This window comes from Chitinophaga sp., assembly GCF_036569125.1.
GTDB lineage: Bacteria > Bacteroidota > Bacteroidia > Chitinophagales > Chitinophagaceae > Chitinophaga.
Window position 1 is genome coordinate 1 of sequence record NZ_DATCRF010000500.1, and the last position, 19,980, is coordinate 19,980.

Below are 19,980 nucleotides of genomic sequence, written 5' to 3' on the forward strand. Positions count from 1 at the left end.
GGGCGCTTATGCGGGCAGGAAATGCAGAAAAAAAGATGTGGAAAACGACCCTTAAATAGAACAAAAATATGGTAGTTGACTTATCCCGTTTCATATTTTACCTTTTTTATCCCCATTAGGTTACAGATAAACAAAATCATATATATTTGTCCTCAATATGTCGGAACATCTGGGTTTAATTGTCTTTTACATTTTTGCTACCGTGGCTGGTATTCAGGTGCTGTATTACCTGATCTTTTTTTCCCGCGTAGCCTTTTACAAGCGCGATTTTGATATGGATGAATCGCCTGCCAACCGTTTTTCGGTGATCATTTGCGCCAAGAACGAGGAGCTGAACCTGCAAAAGAACCTGCCCACGGTGCTGCAACAGCGGTACGACATACACCACAAGCCGGAATACGAAGTAATTGTGGTGAACGATAATTCTGAAGACGATACCAAATACTACCTGCGTTCCATAGAGCCTGGTTACGCCCACTACCGCCACATAGAGCTGAAACAGGCGGCCAAATTCATTCCCGGTAAAAAATATCCCTTATCCATAGGCTTAAAAGGCGCACAGTACGAACATGTGCTGCTGACAGATGCCGACTGCCGCCCCGCCAGCGTGAACTGGCTGCACATTATGAGCCAGGGCTTCAGCGATGGTAAAGAAATTGTGCTGGGTTATGGCCCTTATGTGAAAAAGCCGGGTTTCCTGAATAAAGTGATCCGTTATGAAACCTTTTTCAGCGCCCTGCAATACCTTTCCTTTGCCATGGCCGGCGTGCCTTACATGGGCGTAGGCCGCAACCTGGCGTATAAAAAAGACCTGTTTTTCCGTAATAAAGGTTTTGTAAACCACCAGCACCTGGCTTCCGGCGATGACGACCTGTTTGTGAACACTGCCGCCAACAGCCAGAACGTAGCCGTGGTTATTGACAAGCAGGCATTCACCTACTCAGAGCCTAAAGACAACTGGGGCCGCTGGTTCCGGCAGAAAACCAGGCATATGTCTACCGGCAAGCATTACCGCTTTGGGCATAAGCTGCTGCTGGGCCTGTTTTCCTTAAGCCATTTCTTCTTTTATCCTGCATTCATCGTAAGCCTGTTCTACTGGCCGCTGATGTATTATGTACTGGCCATTTTCGGCGCTAAGCTGATCATACAATCCATTATCTTTTTCTTTGCCCTGCGTAAGCTGGATGAGGCCGACCTGTTCAAACTCTCCTGGTTCCTGGATATCTTTATGTGCCTGTATTACATTATCTTCACACCCTCTTTATTTTTTAAGTCTAAGTCAAAGAACAAATGGTAGTACAAGCTGCCCAGCATGTAGCTGATAGCTTGTAAACAGCTACCAGCCGGCAGTTTTATCATGGACATTATCCTGCAATATTTTTCCGACTTCACGCCTTTGCAGCTGCAGCAGCTGACTGCACTGGATGCGGTGTACCGGGAATGGAATGAAAAGATCAACGTAATATCCCGTAAAGACATTGACAGCCTGTATGAAAAACACGTGCTGCATTCCCTGAGTATTGCTGCTGCTGTAGACATACCGGCCGGCACACAGGTGCTGGACCTGGGTACTGGCGGCGGCTTTCCCGGTATTCCGCTGGCTATCTTTTTCCCGGAGGTACAGTTTCACCTGGTAGATTCCATCGGCAAAAAAATTAAGGTGGTGGAAGCGGTGGTGGAAGCCCTGGAACTAAAAAATGTAACCACTGCCCATAGCCGGGCAGAAGAGATAAAGAACCGCAGGTTTGATGTGGTGGTATCCCGCGCGGTAGCCCCGCTGGGCGATCTTTGGCGCTGGAGCAAGCCCCTGCTGAAAAAAGCGCAAAGCGGAAAGCAGAAAGCGGAAAGCGATGAAGAAGCGGCCAGCGGCCTCATATGCCTGAAGGGCGGCGATCTTTCCCAGGAAATATCCGAAAGCGGCTGCGCCCCTACCCTGCTGGATATTTACGAACTATTTCCACTGGAATATTTTAAAGAGAAGTATGTGGTGCTGGTGACACGCTAGTTTCCAGCGTAATATGCTGAATGCCCAGGTGCTCCAGCTCATGGCACAGGGTTCTTTTCAGCCCGTCCACCTGCTCCATATTTAATTGTGAGGCTACCACCAGCTGGGCGGTAAGCGCATTTTCCGTGGTGCTCATGGCCCAGATATGAATATGGTAGATGTCTTTTACGCCGGGTATTTTCAGCGCTATCTTTTTTACCTCCTCGAGCTCAATTCCCTGTGGCACCCCATCTAATGAAAGCCGCAGACTGCTTTTAAGCAGGCCCCAGGTGCTGTAAACAATTACGATCATGATCACCAGGCTTACCACCGGATCCACCCAAAACCAGCCGGTATATATAATAATGATGCCTGCTACCACTGTGCCCAGGGAAACCATGGCATCGGCCAGCAGGTGCAGGTAAGCGCCCTTCACATTCAGGTCCTTTTCCTTATCCTTCATGAACAGGAAGGCCGATGCGGCATTCACCACAATGCCAATACCCGCTACTACGGCCATCATACCGCCGGGCACCGGCTCCGGATGGGTGAAACGGCGCACGGCCTCCCACCCGATGGCGCCTACTGCCACCAGTAAAATAAGCGCATTGAACAGGGATACCAGGATGGTGCTTTTGCGGTAACCATAGGTATACTGCTGGCTGGACTTCACTTTTGCCAGGCGAAAGGCTACCAGCGACAGGGCCAGGCTGGCCACATCGCTCAGGTTATGGCCGGCATCGGAAACCAGGGCCAGGGAACCGGTAATAAAACCGGCCGCAAATTCTATGACCACAAAAGCCAGGTTGAGGACAATACCCCAGATAAATGCCCGGTTCAGGTGGCCATTCGTCACGGGTAACGCATGCGTATGTGCGTGGGAGTGTGCATGATCGTGCGACATGACGTAAATTTAGGAAAGTTTGCTTTTGAGGCTTGAAATGAAAATGAAACACTTATGCAAATTCCGGGTGGTTTTGTCCCTCCGGCAGCCTGCCGGTCGTCATTACACCTTGAAATAGTAAACTTTTTTTTCAAACAGGTAAAATATCGCGTTAGCTGCTTCGTCATCCTAATTAAGATGAAAGAGTTGCTCCTTACAAAAACATCTATGGCCATAGAACAAAATGAACGTATACAAGAAACCGTTCAGAAGGAGCGTAAGCGTTTGCTGAATTTTATCCGGCAGCGGGTAAATAATGTGGCGGATGCGGAGGATATTTTACAGGATGTTTTTTACCAGTTCACCGAATATTTACGCTTAGGCAGCCAGATTGATTCTATTACCGGCTGGCTGTTCGCAGTAACCCGGAATAAGATCACGGACTGGTTCCGTAAAAAACGGGAAACACCCTTCTCCGACAACACGCTGGAATATGATGGGGAGGAGACCTTGTTCCTTTCTGAGATACTGCCGGATCCCTCGTCCAAAACGGACACGCCTATGCTCCGCAAAATGCTGGCAGAAACCATTATGGAAGCCATAGAAGAATTACCGGCCGAACAACGTACCGTGTTCCTGCAACATGAGGTAGAGGGTAAATCATTTAAGGAAATGGCTGTAGAAACCGGGTTATCCATTAACACGCTGCTATCGCGCAAACGCTATGCAGTGCTGTATTTACGGGAACGGCTTGCAGAGCTGTACCAGGAATTATTAAACAATTAATCACACACAAACGCATTGATATCATGAGACGTAAACCAGGATTGGGGGTATTGAAATTTATTTTGCTGGGCGCCTTGTTCATGACCGTAATAGGTTTTGTAACTATGAGCCTGTGGAACTGTCTTATACCCGACCTTTTTCATGGACCGGTGATCACCTTCTGGCAATCATTAGGCCTGTTATTACTGGGTAAGCTGCTGTTCGGCTGGCATGGCCATGGCGGCCCCGCGCCCTGGAAAGGCCGCTGGCGCGAGAAAATGCGCCAACGCATGGAATCCATGACGCCGGAAGAAAGAGAACGCCTGCGGGCCCGTTGCGGACGTTTTAGCGGTGGCGGCAGGTTCTGGGATGAACGCAGGGAGTTCTGGGATGAGCGCAGGGACAGGCCGGAAACCACTCCTCCTCCCCCGCCACCGCCCGCAGAATAATGTGCTGATATGCTAATGTGCCGGTATGAGTGGATGAAAAGTAATAAGTTCAAGGACATTTATAAAAAACCAGATCCTATGCTACACGTCATTGCTAACTATAAAACAGATACTATGATCGGTATCTTCAAAACCAATATAGCAACACCAGCAGAAAGGCAACACATGATCCAGGTCATTCACGCCCACTTCGATGTAGACACCTGCTACGTGGATATTGAAGACTGCGACAAAGTGTTACGTATTACAGATATGAAGGTAGATGAATATACTATGATGGCTTTCGTACGCCAGCAGGGTTTCCTGTGCGAAATACTGGAATAAGTAGACCGCAACCCGGAAAAATTTTGTTAACTTCTCTTCATGAAAGTTCCCCAAAAACCATTGTTACGGTTCCATAAATATGCATTCATTGCATGCATATTATCAGCAGGTTCTTTATTCTCTTTTACTGCTGCTGCCCAGGAGTTTCCCAAAGGATGGGTGTTTCCGCTGGAGTTAGGACAAGGTAGCGTAACCACCTTTCACAACTCACCGGACCTGTACCTGGGAAGCTTAACCTTTATACCGCAGTACACGCTTATTAAAAGCCGGCTACGGATAGGGGCGGCGGCAGCAGGCGCCTACACCAACAAACGTGTGTATGGCCTGGCAGGCCCGCACCTGGCGCTGATGCTCACCGATAAACCTAAAGTGCTTTCCAGCACCGTGCTGAATGTACAATTAACAGCGGAGCACTTGTGGGGCACCAAAGAGCAGCGCCTGGCCGGTGGCGGCCTCACCGCAGAAGTAGGACAATTAGCCACCTTTTCACTGAAAGCATTACGGGATTATCATTTAAATGCCTGGTGGCTGCAGGCCGCCATTGGCGTAAACCTGTTTATGAAAAAACCTCCGGAAAATCCGTTTGATTCCGTTCACTGATCTTACACTGGTGTAATACCCTTAAAATAATTTGTTATGGCAAAAACAGCTTTAGTAGTCAGCGGTGGCGGTTCCAAGGGAGCGTTTGCCGTAGGCGTGGTAAAGTACCTGGCAGAAAACCGGCCCGACATTCAGTTTGATACCCTGTGCGGCACCAGCACCGGATCCCTTATTGTGCCCATGGCGGCCCTGGGCGAAATTGGCGTACTGGAAACCATTTACACCACGCAAACCACTGCCGATGTAGTGCTGACCGGAAATATTCTGAACCGGTTTGCACGCGCCAATTCCCTGTACGATGCAGGACCGCTGGCAAGGCAAATAACCACTAACTATACGGATGAACGTTTTAAACAGCTGGCCGCTTCAAAAAAAGAAGTATTTCTTACCACGGTATGCCTGCAAACCGGGCGTATCACATACTTCAGCAATACAGGCATGCCTATGCTGAATACAAATTACGATGTTGTGAAGCTAAACGACGGGCAGGCATTCCGGGAAGCGGTGCTGGCATCCTCGTGCCAACCGGTGTTTATGCCACCGATAGAAGTAAGCGCGGTTACAGATAAACCACGGCAGTTTGTTGACGGCGGCCTGCGTGAATATGCGCCTATACAGCTGGCTATTGATAATGGCGCTACAGAAATATATGCCATACTGCTTACGCCTGAAACAGCAGCAAGCAGCAACGAACGTTTTACCAGCACCTTCAACATCCTGGAAGCCACCATCAGCTGGTTCACCAATGATGTGGCGGTGAATGATGTACAGATCCCTTTACTGTATAACCGCGCATTGCAATACATTGATGCTGTAAAGAAAAAGATGCTGGATGGTGGCGTAAAACAAGCGGATATTGACAAATTCTTTGATGTGCCGGGCGCTAATCCATTCCTGGGAAAGAAGGAGCTCACCATTCACATCATTCGTCCGGATGCGCCGCTGGGCGGAGGGCCCGGCGGATTGGTGTTTGATCCCACAGAAATGAAAGGCATGATGGCAAAGGGCATGGAGGTGGCGGAAAGATTGTTTAGCTAAGCGGCCTATTTAAAAGAATTTAAAATGTAAAATTAAAAATCATAAATATAAAAGGGGAATGCAGCGGTCTGTTGCATTCCCCTTTTACATGTATCTCGTTCATAAAGTCTTTTCAATAGTCTCTATGAACCTCCTTCGCCGGTTTGAAATTTTACATTTATGATTTTACATTCTTTGATGTTTACCGCACCTTTGCTGCATTATTGCTCCGGTCAATATCCGCCATTCTCTCTGAAGGATCAATTTCCAGCAGCTCAATATTTCTCATGGGTATATCCAGTGTTACTTCATAGGTAGGATGTGTCCATGCCCACCATTCATGTGTAACGCGGGGTGTAGCATCTTCCTGCGGCTTTTCGCCAAACATCAGTGACAAGGGAATATAGTGCAATTGTTTTTTGCCATCGCGGGTGGTCACTTCCAGGTCTATAGGCATAGGCATATCCCCTACCCGGCGCAGGCGCACTACTGCCTTGCCGTTGTATTCATACACACTGTCAATACCATAATCAATATGCTTGGTGGTATTTACAAACAGCATGCGGTACCAGTCCAGCTGCATGCCGCTTACCTTTTCCATTACACGGATAAAATCATTTGCATTCGGATGTTTGAAACGCCAGTCCCAGTAATAACGCAACAGGCCTTTATCGCGGTTCTGCGCACCAATAATATATCCCAGCTGCTCCAGGAACACTGCGCCTTTTGAATAAGCAGTAATGCTGTAGGCGGCATTGGTGTTATAAAAATCTGCGTGGGTGCTCATAGGCTCCTCCAGCCCGCTTCTTACCAGGCTAAAGTAACCGTTATAGGAGCTGGTATGGGGGCTGGGTGTTTTGGTAGAATCCAATGTGTGATACACAATGTTATCTTCTGCAAAAGAGGTGAAACCTTCATCCATCCAGGGGTACAGGCTTTCATTGGTGCCCAGCATCATCTGGTACCAGGTATGCATCCATTCATGCATGGCTAAACCATACAGGCCATTCAGCTTTCCATTACCCAGAATAAGTGTGCCCATAGGGTATTCCATACCGCCATCACCCCCTTGTATAAACGAATATTGTTTATAGGGATAAGGGCCGTAATGTGCCTTGATCCATGCATAGGCAGCTGGTATCATTTTCGCAAATGCAGGCCAGGTTTCGCGGGTGGTATCATTTTCCAGGTAAAAGAAATGCGCGGTAAAACCATCTACCTGCTGGGTGATGTGCTTATACGCGGTATCAGCAGCCCACATAAAGTCATGCACATTGGGCGCTATAAAATGCCAGGTGAGCGTATTGCCGGCCGGACGTATTACTTTAACACCGGGTGTTTCATAGCCATAGCCGATCTGGTTGGGGTTCTGCAAATAACCGGTGCCACCCAGCACATATCTTTTATCAATGGTGATCTTCACATCATAATCGCCCCATACACCATAAAACTCACGGGCTACATAAAAGGTGGGATGCCATCCTTCATAATCATACTCGCACATTTTAGGGTACCATTGCGACATGGAATAATCTACCCCTTCTGCATTATTGCGGCCGCTGCGGCGGATCTGTACCGGTACCTGGCCTTCAAAATCCATATCAAATACAGCTTTGCTGTGCGGCAGAATAGGTTTATCCAGCATTACTTCCAGGATGGTTTCCACCTGTTTGGTTCGCTGGGGGCGGCCATCGCGTTTTAATGACAGCACTTTCTGGTAGCCGATCTCGTTCGGTTTCAGGTGCTCAATACGATCGCGCACACGGGCATCCCAGTCCTGCTTGCCGTTGGGCAGCGTGGTTTTACCCAGCTCGCGGCTGCGCACATCCATCATGCTGTTGGGCTGAAACGCGTTCCAGTACAGGTGGTAGAACACTTTGTACAAAGTGTCGGGAGAGTTGTTGGTATATTCTAATTTCTGTTTGCCGGTAAAACGGTTGGTCTGCACATCCATCTTCACATCCATTGTATACTTTACCCGCTGCTGCCAGCGGTCGGGCTGCGCCTGTAAGGTGGATGTTGCGGATAGTAATAACAACAGGGCTGCTCCTGCGAAAGTTTGCTTCATTCCTATGTAAAATTTAAACTGCTAATTTAGGTGTATTTCGTTTTTATGCGCCCCCAACTATCACTACTATCTCCCCTTTAACCCCTTTTTCTTTGTAATAGTCCGCTACTTCCTGCAAAGTGCCGCGGGTATGCTCTTCAAACATTTTGGTAAGCTCGCGGCATACACAGCAGTAGCGGGTGGCGCCAAAATATGTAATCAGTTCTTCCAGCGTTTTCACCAGCCGCTGGGGGGATTCATAAAAAACAATGGTCCGTTCATCCTGCGCCAGTTGTGTAAGCAGGGTATGGCGTCCTTTTTTGGGGGGAAGAAAACCTTCAAAGGTGAAGCGGTTCATGGGAATGCCGCTGTTCACCAGCGCGGGTACAAAGGCGGTTGCACCGGGCAGGCATTCCACCGGCACGCCGGCACGGATGCATTCGCGCACCAGTAAAAAACCGGGATCCGATACACCGGGGGTACCGGCATCGGTAAGCAGGGCCATGGTTTTACCGGCCTGCAATTGCTGCAGCAGGTGCTGTAATACTTTATGTTCGTTATGCTGATGGTAAGGGGTTACCGGCTTTTGAATGTTATAGTGCCGGAGCAGCACGCCGGAGGTACGGGTATCCTCTGCCAGGATCAGCTCTACTTCTTCCAGCACTTTAACGGCACGGTAAGTGATATCGGCCAGGTTACCTATGGGAGAAGGAATGAGGTAGAGCTTTGACATGATATTTACGATTTCAGATCTACGATTTTAGATCAGATCAAAGCAGCTTATTTATTTGCAGCAACAAATCTAAAATCGTAAATCTAAAATCAAAGATTAGTATTACTGGATATTTACTTCGTAAGATTCCATTACCTGGTTGGCCAGCAGTTTCTGGCAGGCATTTTCAGCCAGCTTCTGGGCTTCTTCTTTGGAAGCGGCATCTATTTGCAGGGTAATGTGTTTGCCGATCCTAACATCAGCTACCTGGCCAATACCCAGGTTCTTTAAACCGCCCATCACGGCTTTACCCTGGGGGTCCAGCAATTCTTTCAGAGGCATCACATTAATGTGCGCAGTAAAGGTCATTGTGCTAAAAATTTTGAGTGCAAACCTAAATAATTAATAATTAAGAATGAATAATTAATAGGAAGCACTCCGAAGTATCTGTATTTCAGGAACTAATAGCTTCCATAATTATTAATTATTCATTGTTAATTATTAATTGTACGGCCGGGCGGTGCTATGAGGGAGATGATGACATAGCATACAAACAGGAAAGGTACTACGGCGTATTTGAGCACGGGGATACCGATCAATAACAGTACTACCAGGAGTAAACGCGGCCAGTTCTGCGCCAGCCGGAAACTTTTGAACTTCATGCTGAGCATAGGTATTTCTGCTACCATCAAATAGCACAGCAGCACTATGATCACATACAATACCCAGATATTTTGCAGCCAGTGCGCCAGGTTAAAAGGGTTGTACAGCATAATAAGCGGGAAAGAGGCCACCAGCAGGCCTACCGCGGGGGTGGGCACGCCAATGAAAAAATCGGTTTGCCGGGTATCCAGGTTAAACTTAGCCAGGCGGTAAGCGGCAAAACAGGGCACCAGCAAGGCCGGGGCCAGGTTCAGATAAGATATATCAAACACATCCGGCATTTGCATATAAGCGCTGCGCAGCAGGCGGAAGATGATCATGCCGGGCACCACGCCAAAGCTTACCACATCGGCCAGGGAATCCAGCTCCTTACCCATAGGGGATTGTATGCACAGCCAGCGGGCTACAAAACCGTCAAAAAAGTCCATGATACCAGCCAGCACTACCAGGGCAGAAGCCCAATAGATGGGCTCCGGATTGGTAACGGTATATTCAGTACCGTTAAACTCCGCTATGTACTGCGGTGCATGTAATATGAATATAATGGCGATGGCGCCACAGAACAGATTACCTAGAGTGAGTACGTTTGAAAGTTGTTTCATGGTAAACAGACGACAGACCACAGCAATGGCCAACGATGGTCAAACATTTTGAAATGTAAAACCGGTACTGTGGTGATTTTAGTACATAGATAATAAATTATTTCAAACTATTATGTAATGATTGGATTTTCTTTACCAGTTCATTATCACTTCATACTACCGCTTCATCAACGCCTCAATTTCATCGGCCGTAATAGGTATATTCTTCATCAGGTCCACATTACCGCTGGCAGTAAGCCATATATTATTCTCTATGCGGATGCCTAACTGCTCTTCTTCTATATAGATACCCGGTTCCACGGTAAGTACAGCGCCTTCCGGTACCGGCTGCAGGAAAGAAGGGCCCAGGTCATGCACATCTACCCCCAGGTGATGTGAAATGCCATGGTATAAGTATTTGCGGTAGGCGGGGCTTTCCGGGTCCTGGTTCTTAATGTCATTTTCGGTGAGCAGGCCCAGCTGAACAAATTGCTTACCAGCTTCCACCCCTACCATTTCATGATATTTTGCAATGGTAATACCCGGCTTCAGGATGGATTTAGCATAATTATGCAGGTGCAGGCAGGCATCATATACCTGGCGCTGCCGGGGGGTAAATTTGCCGCTTACCGGTACGGTACGGGTAAGGTCTGCATTATAACCACCATATGCGGCGCCAAAGTCCATTAAGATCAGCTCTCCTGCCTTACACTCCTGGTTGTTGGCAATATAATGGAGGGTACGGGCGCGATCGCCGCTGGCGATGATGGAGCTATAGGCCTCGCCGGTAGCGCGGTTGCGCAGGAACTCATGCAGGATCTCCGCATGAATTTCATGTTCCCATACGCCGGGCTGTATAAACTGTAACAGACGGCGGAAGGTTTTCTCCGTAATGTCCATGGCCTGCTGCATCACCTTTATTTCTTCCGGTGTTTTGGAGGCCCGCAGCTCCTTGATGAGCTTAGCGGCCCGCAGGTAATTGTGCAGCGGGTAGCGGCTTCTCAGCTCTGCGGCGTAGCGGTAATCCCGTACAGGCACCAGGCTGGCCTTGCGGTTATTTTCATTACTGTTCAGGTAAATATTATCGGCTTCATGGATCCATTGCTGCAGCAGGGCATCCAGCGTATCCAGCCAAACAATGGTAGAGATACCGGAAATGGCCGTGGCTTCATCTTTGCGTAAACGGTGGCCATCCCATTTTTCCTTTAGCTCATTAGGCCGTACCAGCACCAGCACTTCGCGGTATTTGGGATCCGGGTTATCGGGGTACAGGATCACCATGGTATCTTCCTGTTCTATGCCGGTTAGCCAGTACAGGTCGGAGTTTTGTTTGAAAGTATACAAGGCATCGCCATTGGAGGGCAGTTCATCGTTAGAATTAAAGATGGCAATTGACTGCGGTTGCATTTTTGCCATAAAGCGCTGACGGTTCTTTGTGAAAAGCTGTGGGTCCAGTGGCAGGTACTTCATACAATACAATTTAGGGGGTCAAAGCTACAGGAAAAAATATTAATGGTCCATGGTCGATAGTCGATGGTCCATGGCCTGGTGCGCTTTTGGGATATTTCGGGATACGGCTAATAATAAATTGGTCCATGGCCTTTTGCACTTTAGCAGGTATTACAGGGATATTTTGAGATATGGGTTCCTGGCTTGAATACCAGGATGTAGTGGCTGGTTTAAGCATGTAACCTTACGTTCCGGGCTGTGCTATGGACCATGTACCATCGACCATGGACTTAAAATTTAATCAGGTTGAAATCGAATCCATTTGAAAATATTCAACACAAAGAAGGATTACACTGCACTATTTCTAAATTTACCCTATTAACCACCCGTTAAATTAGATGATATCAAAAATTCCCTAGATTTGCCATATCACCAAAACAATCTTACCTATGCAAGTGAGCAGTGTAAGGAATCCCGTGGCAGAACTGCGGGAGATAGGTATTAATACAGCTAACATACATTACCAGCTTCCTCCTGCCGTGCTGGTTACCCAAACCCTGAGCCGGGAACAGGGCGTACTGGCCAATGACGGCGCCCTGGCAGTACATACCGGCGAATTCACCGGCCGGTCCCCCAAAGATAAATTCATTGTAAAAGACGAGCTGACGGCCAACACCGTTAACTGGAACGATTTTAATCAGCCCATTGCCCCGGCTTATTTTGATTTATTGTATAATAAGGTCACCCAATACTTTGCCGGTAAAGAGGTATGGGTGCGGGATTGCTATGCCTGCGCCCATGCTGACTACCGGACCAACATCCGCGTAATCACGGAAACACCCTGGGCAAACCTGTTTGCCTATAATATGTTCCTGCGCCCGCATGAAGAAGCGCTGGACTTTGAAACTGCCGACTGGACCGTGATACAGGCGCCCGGCTGCCTGGCAGATCCTGCTACGGACGGTACCCGGCAGGGTAACTTCTCCGTGGTAAACTTTTCTAAAAAGATCATTTTAATTGGCGGCTCTGCCTACACCGGCGAGATCAAGAAGGGCATTTTCAGCATTCTGAACTATGAGCTGCCACTATATAAAGGTGTATTAAGCATGCACTGCTCTGCCAACCAGGGAAAAAATGGCGATACCGCTATTTTCTTTGGGCTGAGCGGTACCGGCAAAACAACCTTAAGCGCCGACCCGGAGCGTAAGCTGATAGGTGATGATGAACACGGGTGGGATGCAGAAAGCGTATTCAATTTTGAAGGCGGCTGTTATGCCAAGTGTATAGATCTGAGCGAAGAAAAAGAGCCGCAGATCTTCCACGCCATCCGTGAAGGCTCCCTGCTGGAGAACACCCGGTTCTATGCCGGTACCCAACAGGTGAATTTTTCGGATAAAACCATTACAGAAAACACCCGGGTCTCCTACCCGCTGCATTATATTGACAATGCCATGGAGCCATCCATTGGTGGTATCCCTAAAAACATTTTCTTCCTCACCTGCGATGCTTATGGCGTACTGCCGCCTGTTTCCCGCTTAACGCCGGAGCAGGCCATGTACCAGTTCATTTCCGGCTATACCGCCCGTGTGGCCGGTACGGAAACAGGTATCACAGAACCCAAATCCACCTTCAGCGCCTGTTTTGGCGCGCCTTTCCTGCCCCTGCATCCTGCACAGTATGCGCAGATGCTGGGAGAAAAAATGCGCCGTCATAAAGTGAATGTATGGCTGATCAATACCGGCTGGACCGGCGGGCCTTATGGCACCGGCCAGCGGATCAGGCTAAGCTATACCCGCGCTATGGTTGCTGCTGCTTTAAATGGAGAACTGGACAAATTAGCTTACATGGAGCACAGCGTATTTGGATTTGCCGTACCGGAAATGTGCCCGGGCGTACCAGCTGATATGCTGGACCCGCGTAATACCTGGGAAGATAAAGCTGCCTATGATCTGAAAGCGAAAGAGCTGGCCAACCAGTTTGTGCAGAATTTCAGCAAATATGCTACTCAAACACCTGCTGAAATACTGGCGGCTGCACCTAAGGTGGGATAGCAGAAAAAATATTTTACATAAAATTTAACTTTTACGAAAATATACCTATATTGAGGTCCCTTGTGCTTTTATAATTTCCACAAAAACAAAACAGCAAGTTCCGACATAGCGCGATGAGCGCATCTACGCAAAACAAGTTCTCCCGATCTTATTCATCATCAGTATGAAAACTGGAGTACTTGTTTTGCGGAACTTGCGGCGAATCCTCCACTCCCACCTCCGCTTTGCTTTCCAATTAGGTAATTAAGAATGAATAATTAACAGCCTGCCTTTTGCTGAAGAAGCCTTGCTCTAATAATAATGCCTGCCTTTTACTGCAAACCATTTATTGGATTTTCCTTCTGATCCAATTAATAATCAATAATTAACAACAGTCTGTCGGAGCCGCATCCGCTTAATTAATAATTAAGAATGAATAATTAATAACCTGCCTTTCGCTGAAGGCCGCATCCGCTCTAATTAATAACAGCCTTTTACTGAACCATTGGTGTTGAACTGCCCGCTTTGATTATAACTAAGAATGAATAATTTATATCCAGCCTTCAACTGAAACCATTTGTATTAGCCCCTCTTAATAATTAATAATGAATCAAGAACAGCCTTTTCCCGAAGCCCCTCCCAGTGTACTACCCCTTAATTATTCATTATTCATTCTTAATTATTAATAATGCGTACCTTTGCGCATGCAAATTTTAGACGGTAAACTGGTTTCTGCGGCTATTAAAGCCCAATTGGCCGAAAAAGTGGCCGAAATAAAACTCACCGGTAAAAAAGTACCCCACTTAGCCGCCATCCTGGTGGGCAATGATCCGGCAAGCGAAACATATGTAGCTTCTAAAGTAAAATCCTGTGCCGAAATAGGATATAACAGCACTTTGCTGCGTTTTGATGCGCAGATCTCGGAAAAGCACCTGCTGGATAATATTACTTCGCTGAACGAAAATGCAGATATAGACGGCATCCTGGTACAGCTGCCATTGCCTAAACATATTAACGAAGAGCTGGTGATCAATACCATTGATCCCAGTAAGGATGTGGATGGTTTTCACCCGGTAAATGTGGGTAAAATGGTGAGCGGCCTGCCTACCTTTATTCCCGCTACGCCTTATGGCATAATGCTGATGCTGGAACACTATAACATTGCTACCAAAGGCAAACATGCCGTAGTAATAGGCCGCAGCCATATTGTAGGCACACCCATGAGCATATTGCTGAGCCGTAACAGCTACCCTGGTAACTGCACGGTTACGCTGTGCCACTCCAATACCGCCAACCTGACCGAAATTTGTCTGCAGGCCGATATTATCATTGCAGCTATTGGCCGCCCTAACTTTGTAACGGCTAATATGGTGAAAGAAGGCGCTGTAATTGTGGATGTAGGTATTAACCGTGTAGAAGACGCCTCCAAGAAAAGCGGTTTCCGCCTGGTGGGAGATGTAAAGTATGACGAAGTAGCGCCTAAATGCAGCTACATCAGCCCGGTGCCCGGTGGTGTAGGTCCTATGACCATTGCAGCTTTGCTGAAGAACACCTATCACGCATCGCTGGGACAAAAAGTGCATATGAATTAAAAGTGAGAACTTTGCAGGAGATGATTAAGACGATGCCCATAGCAACCACCAATAATAATACACCCACCACTGCCTTACCGGTAATGGAAAGCTTTTATACCATTCAGGGTGAAGGCTACCACCAGGGAAGGGCCGCGTATTTTATACGCCTGGGTGGCTGTGATGTGGGCTGCCATTGGTGCGATGTGAAGGATAGCTGGGATGCTGCCAAACATCCCCTTATTAACATCCCTGATATTGTAAATGAAGCTGCTCAGCACCCCGGCCGTATTGCGGTAATTACCGGTGGTGAGCCCTTAATGCATAACCTGGATACACTTTGCAAAACGCTGCATAAGCAAGGCTTCCGTACCCATATGGAAACCTCCGGCTCCTCTCCTTTAAGCGGGCAGTGGGACTGGATCACCTTATCCCCCAAAAAATTTAAAGCGCCCCTGCCGGAAGTATGCAGGCAGGCCCATGAGCTGAAAGTAGTGATCTTTAATAAAACAGATTTTGCCTGGGCTGAGAAGTATGCCGCACAGGTTAATAAACACTGTAAGCTATACCTGCAGCCGGAATGGTCCAAAGCCGCTGAAATAACCCCGCTGATCATTGACTACATCAAAGACAACCCGCAGTGGGAGCTTTCCCTGCAAATACATAAGTATATTAATGTGCCCTGATAAATGTGCAGATGTGCAAGTATGCAGATGTGCAGATGAAGGAGAAATGATGTGCTAATGTGCTGATATGCTAATGTGCTGGTTTATATTATAATGGCCCATTGTATAGCGTAAGGAAATAATATGTATATATTCGCGTTAATCCATTTGCACATCTGCATATATGCACATTATGAAATCATTACTCACCGGCTGTATCCTCTTTTTTTGCCTGCACCTGCAGGCACAGGTTGTTACCTATGAAACGGCTAAGAAAAAGGCCCAGGCCAGTTTTGACAATGCCATTAACGCCATCCGCAACTACCAGGATGAAGAAGCCATCCGCTTCTTACAGGAAGCCCTGCGTATAGAGCCCAATTTTGCCGATGTATACGGGCAAATGGGCATTAGTTATGTGCAGCTGAAAAAATATACGGAGGCTATAGCCAGTTTTGAAAAGCTGAAACAGCTGGATAGCACTGCGCTGCGCCCGGCCATGCTGGCCTATTCCCGCGCACTGGCCGGTAACGGGCGCTTTGCAGATGCGTTACAGGTCATTGATCAATACCTGGCTGGTAGTAAAAATAAAAATCCAAATGCGGTAAAGCTGAAAGCCAACTACGAGTTTGCCATTCAATCGGCCAACAAACCAGTGCCTTTTGAGCCGCACAACCTGGGCGACCAGATCAACAGCAAAGACCCTGAATACTTTCCCAGTCTTACCATTGATGATAAAACGCTGATCTTTACGCGCAGGGTAAATGGCAAAAATGAAGACTTCTTTATTTCACAACGCGATAGCACCCAGTGGAAGCCTGCTACCAATATGGGCGAGCCGGTGAACAGCGCGTTTAATGAAGGAGCGCAGCAAATATCCCAGGATGGTCAGATGCTGGTATTTACCGGTTGTGAATTTCCCGATGGCAAAGGCAGCTGCGACCTGTATTATTCGCTTAAAACCAAAGACGGCTGGCAATCTCCTCAAAACCTGGGCTTGCCGGTTAATACCCGCGACTGGGAATCGCAACCCTCTTTGTCTGCAGATAAACAAACCCTGTACTTTGTGCGGGAAACGCCTAATGCCGGTGCAGATATTTTCATGACCAAACACCTGCCCAACGGGCGCTGGAGCGCACCGGAAAGATTAGGGCCTAATATTAATACACCCGGGCGGGAAACCACTCCCTTTATACATGCGGATAACCAAACCTTATTCTTTTCATCCAACGGGCATCCCGGTTATGGCGGTATGGATATTTTTTACTGCCGCCGCCAGGCAGATGGCAGCTGGGGCCCGGCCACTAACCTGGGTTACCCCATTAATACTATTGATGAAGATGCCAGCCTGGTAGTGGCTGCTGATGGTAAAACCGCTTACTTTGCCTCTGACCGTACAGATAGCCGCGGTGCGCTGGATATTTACAGCTTTGAGCTGTACCCGGAAGCACGGCCCCTGCCTACCTTATACGTGAAAGGTTATGTGTATGATTCAACCACACATCAGCGCCTTACCGCCGACCTGGAGCTTACTGATCTTGCAACCGGTTTTACTACTGCATTAGTGAAAAGCAATGACAGCGGTGAATACCTGGTGCCGCTGCCTGTGGGGAAAGCCTATGCCTTTAACGTAAACAAAAAAGGCTATTTATTTTACTCTGATAACTTTACGCTGCCTGCACAGGCCAGCACACCACCGGAGAAGAATATACCCTTACAACCTATTACAGCTAATGCAACTATTGTACTGCATAATATTTTCTTTGAAAGCAAACAGTTCACGCTGCAGCCTGCTTCGGAAATTGAGCTGGATAGATTAGTGAAGCTGATGCAGGATAATCCCGGCCTGGTAACAGAGATCAGCGGGCATACGGATAATGTAGGGGCAGATAAAGATAACCTGCTGTTATCTACCAACCGTGCAAAAGCAGTGGTCACTTACCTTACGCAAAAAGGTATTGCGCCGGAACGCTTGCGGGCTAAGGGTTACGGAGAAACGCAGCCGGTAGCGGATAATAGTACGGAAGAAGGCAGAGCGAAGAATAGAAGAACGGAGTTTAAGGTAATCTCACTTTAGAATTACGAATTGTTTAATTACGAATTGAATGCAGCGGATGGTTGGTGGGACGGGATGATTGCTATAGAATTACAAATTAATAATTACGAATTAATACTGCAATAAAAAGAGTCCTGCTTCATTAAGACGCAGGACTTTTTTTGCGATATACCAATTCGTAATTCGTAATTGAATAATTCGTAATTAATAATTTATGAGCTGGCTTTTCAACAAAGAATCCTGCTGCTGTGGTGAAAGCTGGTATTGAAAGTTAATGAGTGTGCCTAACCAATCGCCATACATAGGATTAGGCAATACAATGAAACGGCTGCCAAATGATGCAGCAGCATTTTCTGTATTCAATTCCCTTTGCGCATAAGATTGCTTTTCAAACAAGGCTGCAAAATCACCGAGATTATCTCCCAGTAACATTATGATATTGTGTGTTTGCGCTACCTGCAAACGGCGTGTTTCTTTGGAAGAGGAGGATGCTTTTAATAACAGGTGCTGATCATCTGCATCAGGGAAATTCCAGCGCTGCAGGTTTTGCAAAGTGGCTGCACGCTCATTTTCTGCGCGGTTGGTAATGTAAAATACCCGTACACCTTTGGCAGCTGCATATTTTAGAAATGCAAGTGCGCCGGGTACCGTATCACAGGCTGCTTTGGCCGTCCACTCCTGCCAGGTTTTATCACTATAAACCTGCCCCGTTAAAGCGGTGTGCACGGTATAAGGGCTGTTATCTAAAACGGTTTCATCAATATCTGTTACAATGGCAAAAGGCTTATCTGTGCTTTGCTGCACATACTCGTTCAAACGCTGGGTGGCCGTATTGTACGCCTGAAAACATAACGCTTTGTATTCAGCTGAACGTTGCTGCCATAATGCAGCCCATGCTGCACCATAGGGCAATAAAGCCGTACGCGGGCTTTGTACTATTGCAGGCTGCGGAGCTTTGCAGGCCAGCGTTAGTACGATTATGAATGTGATAAAAATTGTTTTTTTGTGCATGAGACCAGGGGAAAAGGTGTAAATTAGGGTAAAGATAGTGATCCAATGTTTGAACCTTCAGAATTATTCCACCAGATAGCCCTCACTCAAATTCCCCAGATAGGTGACGTGCTTGCAAAAAAATTAATTGATCATTTTGGTAGCGCCAGTGCCATTTTTAAAGCCAGCAGGCAGGCCCTGGAAAAAATACCGGAAATAGGCAGCATACGGGCCGCTGCAATTAAAGCATTTACAGGCTTTGCACGCGTAGAGGAAGAAATACGTTTTATTGAAAAATATAAGATCCAGCCTGTTTTTTATACAGATGATGCCTACCCGAAAAGGTTGCAGGATTGTTATGATGCGCCCCTGCTGTTGTATTTTAAAGGAAATACCAACCTCAATGCATCGCGCATTATTAACATTATTGGCACCCGTACGCCCAGCGAATATGGCAAAGCCATGTGCGAAGCCATTATAGCAGCATTAGCGCCGTACCAGATCACCATTGTAAGCGGGATGGCTTATGGCATAGATGTAATTGCGCATAAAACAGCCCTGCAGCATAATATGCCTACCATTGGCGTACTGGCGCATGGCCTGGATCGTATCTATCCCTATGCGCATAAAAATGTTGCAGCCGCCATGCTGGAAAACGGCGGCCTTTTAACAGATTTCATGAGCCAAACCAATCCCGATAAACAAAACTTTCCCAAACGTAACCGTATAGTAGCCGGCATTTGCGATGCCACCCTGGTAATAGAAACCGGCCTGCGGGGCGGCTCCTTAATTACCGCACAAATAGCCAGCAGCTATAACCGTGATGTGCTTACCATCCCCGGCCGCATTAACGATCCCCACTCTGCCGGCTGCCACCAGCTTATTAAAACACATACCGCGCACCTGATCACCGATGCTGCTGATATACTGGATGTTATGGGATGGGAGCAAAAAACACCCAAAACCATACCTGCTGTGCAGCAACGCGCTATGTTCGTATCCCTTAGCCACGAAGAAGAACGCGTGGTAGCCATTTTCCAGGATAAAACAGAACAGCATTACGATGATATTTGCCGGGCCAGCCAAATCCCTGGCAGCCAGCTGAATAATGTGCTTATGAACCTGGAAATGCACTGCATGGTTAAAAGCATGCCCGGGCAGCGCTACCAGTTTGTAGGATAAGCCCCTTTTCATCCA

General features: G+C 47.5%; 19 protein-coding genes. 12 read left to right on the forward strand and 7 right to left on the reverse strand.

Features of this window, described 5'->3' with window-relative positions; genetic code table 11:
* Positions 1-157 precede the first annotated feature (157 nt).
* Positions 158-1,297: a glycosyltransferase gene (locus VIM87_RS18795; protein WP_331998484.1), complete on the forward strand. Its 1,140-nt coding sequence runs from the start codon at positions 158-160 to the stop codon at positions 1,295-1,297.
* Positions 1,298-1,357: 60 nt separating this feature from the next.
* Complete coding sequence (gene rsmG / locus VIM87_RS18800; RefSeq protein ID WP_331998485.1) at positions 1,358-2,005, forward strand: 16S rRNA (guanine(527)-N(7))-methyltransferase RsmG; 648 nt, start codon at positions 1,358-1,360, stop codon at positions 2,003-2,005.
* On the opposite strand, the gene VIM87_RS18805 is transcribed toward rsmG, so the two are convergent.
* Positions 1,971-2,888: a cation diffusion facilitator family transporter gene (locus tag VIM87_RS18805; RefSeq protein WP_331998486.1), complete on the reverse strand. Its 918-nt coding sequence runs from the start codon at positions 2,886-2,888 to the stop codon at positions 1,971-1,973. The genes rsmG and VIM87_RS18805 overlap by 35 nt on opposite strands.
* A gap of 177 nt (positions 2,889-3,065) precedes the next feature.
* On the opposite strand from VIM87_RS18805, the gene VIM87_RS18810 reads away from it, so the two are divergent.
* The 5 genes from VIM87_RS18810 to VIM87_RS18830 all read left to right on the forward strand — a co-directional run bounded on the left by VIM87_RS18810 (position 3,066) and on the right by VIM87_RS18830 (position 6,043).
* Positions 3,066-3,653 (forward strand): RNA polymerase sigma factor, encoded by a 588-nt coding sequence (locus VIM87_RS18810; RefSeq protein ID WP_331998487.1) that lies wholly within the window; start codon positions 3,066-3,068, stop codon positions 3,651-3,653.
* Positions 3,654-3,676: 23 nt separating this feature from the next.
* A complete protein-coding gene (locus VIM87_RS18815; RefSeq protein ID WP_331998488.1) occupies positions 3,677-4,081 on the forward strand; it encodes a hypothetical protein in 405 nt (134 codons plus the stop codon).
* A gap of 78 nt (positions 4,082-4,159) precedes the next feature.
* On the forward strand, positions 4,160-4,405 hold the full coding sequence (locus VIM87_RS18820; RefSeq protein ID WP_331998489.1) for a hypothetical protein: 246 nt from the start codon (positions 4,160-4,162) through the stop codon (positions 4,403-4,405).
* Between the two features lie 39 nt (positions 4,406-4,444).
* The gene (locus VIM87_RS18825) at positions 4,445-5,005 is read left to right on the forward strand and encodes a hypothetical protein (RefSeq protein WP_331998490.1); all 561 of its coding nucleotides are present in this window, start codon (positions 4,445-4,447) and stop codon (positions 5,003-5,005) included.
* A 36-nt stretch (positions 5,006-5,041) separates the two neighbouring features.
* Positions 5,042-6,043 carry a patatin-like phospholipase family protein gene (locus VIM87_RS18830; RefSeq protein ID WP_331998491.1) on the forward strand — a complete coding sequence of 334 codons (1,002 nt, stop codon included), beginning with the start codon at positions 5,042-5,044 and terminating at the stop codon, positions 6,041-6,043.
* A 181-nt stretch (positions 6,044-6,224) separates the two neighbouring features.
* Here the strand turns inward: VIM87_RS18830 and VIM87_RS18835 are convergent, their stop codons facing one another.
* From VIM87_RS18835 to VIM87_RS18855, 5 genes are all read right to left on the reverse strand, one after another.
* Entirely contained in the window at positions 6,225-8,090 is a 1,866-nt protein-coding gene (locus VIM87_RS18835) for a M1 family metallopeptidase (protein WP_331998492.1), read from the reverse strand.
* A gap of 43 nt (positions 8,091-8,133) precedes the next feature.
* Entirely contained in the window at positions 8,134-8,802 is a 669-nt protein-coding gene (gene rsmI / locus VIM87_RS18840; RefSeq protein ID WP_331998493.1) for a 16S rRNA (cytidine(1402)-2'-O)-methyltransferase, read from the reverse strand.
* 102 nt (positions 8,803-8,904) lie between these two features.
* A complete protein-coding gene (gene purS / locus VIM87_RS18845) occupies positions 8,905-9,150 on the reverse strand; it encodes a phosphoribosylformylglycinamidine synthase subunit PurS (protein WP_089917762.1) in 246 nt (81 codons plus the stop codon).
* Positions 9,151-9,275: 125 nt separating this feature from the next.
* Entirely contained in the window at positions 9,276-10,046 is a 771-nt protein-coding gene (locus VIM87_RS18850) for a CDP-alcohol phosphatidyltransferase family protein (protein WP_331998494.1), read from the reverse strand.
* Positions 10,047-10,202: 156 nt separating this feature from the next.
* On the reverse strand, positions 10,203-11,495 hold the full coding sequence (locus VIM87_RS18855; RefSeq protein WP_331998495.1) for an aminopeptidase P N-terminal domain-containing protein: 1,293 nt from the start codon (positions 11,493-11,495) through the stop codon (positions 10,203-10,205).
* Positions 11,496-11,923: 428 nt separating this feature from the next.
* Here VIM87_RS18855 and pckA point away from each other — a divergent pair, with 428 nt between their 5' ends.
* From pckA to VIM87_RS18875, 4 genes are all read left to right on the forward strand, one after another.
* Complete coding sequence (gene pckA, locus VIM87_RS18860; protein ID WP_331998496.1) at positions 11,924-13,525, forward strand: phosphoenolpyruvate carboxykinase (ATP); 1,602 nt, start codon at positions 11,924-11,926, stop codon at positions 13,523-13,525.
* A gap of 683 nt (positions 13,526-14,208) precedes the next feature.
* On the forward strand, positions 14,209-15,096 hold the full coding sequence (gene folD, locus VIM87_RS18865; protein ID WP_331998497.1) for a bifunctional methylenetetrahydrofolate dehydrogenase/methenyltetrahydrofolate cyclohydrolase FolD: 888 nt from the start codon (positions 14,209-14,211) through the stop codon (positions 15,094-15,096).
* Between the two features lie 83 nt (positions 15,097-15,179).
* Positions 15,180-15,761, forward strand: coding sequence for a 7-carboxy-7-deazaguanine synthase QueE (locus tag VIM87_RS18870; protein ID WP_414649656.1), 582 nt, complete (start codon positions 15,180-15,182; stop codon positions 15,759-15,761).
* A 172-nt stretch (positions 15,762-15,933) separates the two neighbouring features.
* Entirely contained in the window at positions 15,934-17,814 is a 1,881-nt protein-coding gene (locus VIM87_RS18875) for an OmpA family protein (RefSeq protein WP_331998498.1), read from the forward strand.
* A gap of 183 nt (positions 17,815-17,997) precedes the next feature.
* Here VIM87_RS18875 and VIM87_RS18880 read toward each other — a convergent pair whose 3' ends face one another.
* Positions 17,998-18,804 (reverse strand): 5'-nucleotidase, lipoprotein e(P4) family, encoded by an 807-nt coding sequence (locus tag VIM87_RS18880; protein ID WP_331998499.1) that lies wholly within the window; start codon positions 18,802-18,804, stop codon positions 17,998-18,000.
* A 45-nt stretch (positions 18,805-18,849) separates the two neighbouring features.
* On the opposite strand from VIM87_RS18880, the gene dprA reads away from it, so the two are divergent.
* A complete protein-coding gene (dprA, locus tag VIM87_RS18885; protein ID WP_331998500.1) occupies positions 18,850-19,965 on the forward strand; it encodes a DNA-processing protein DprA in 1,116 nt (371 codons plus the stop codon).
* Positions 19,966-19,980: the final 15 nt, after the last annotated feature.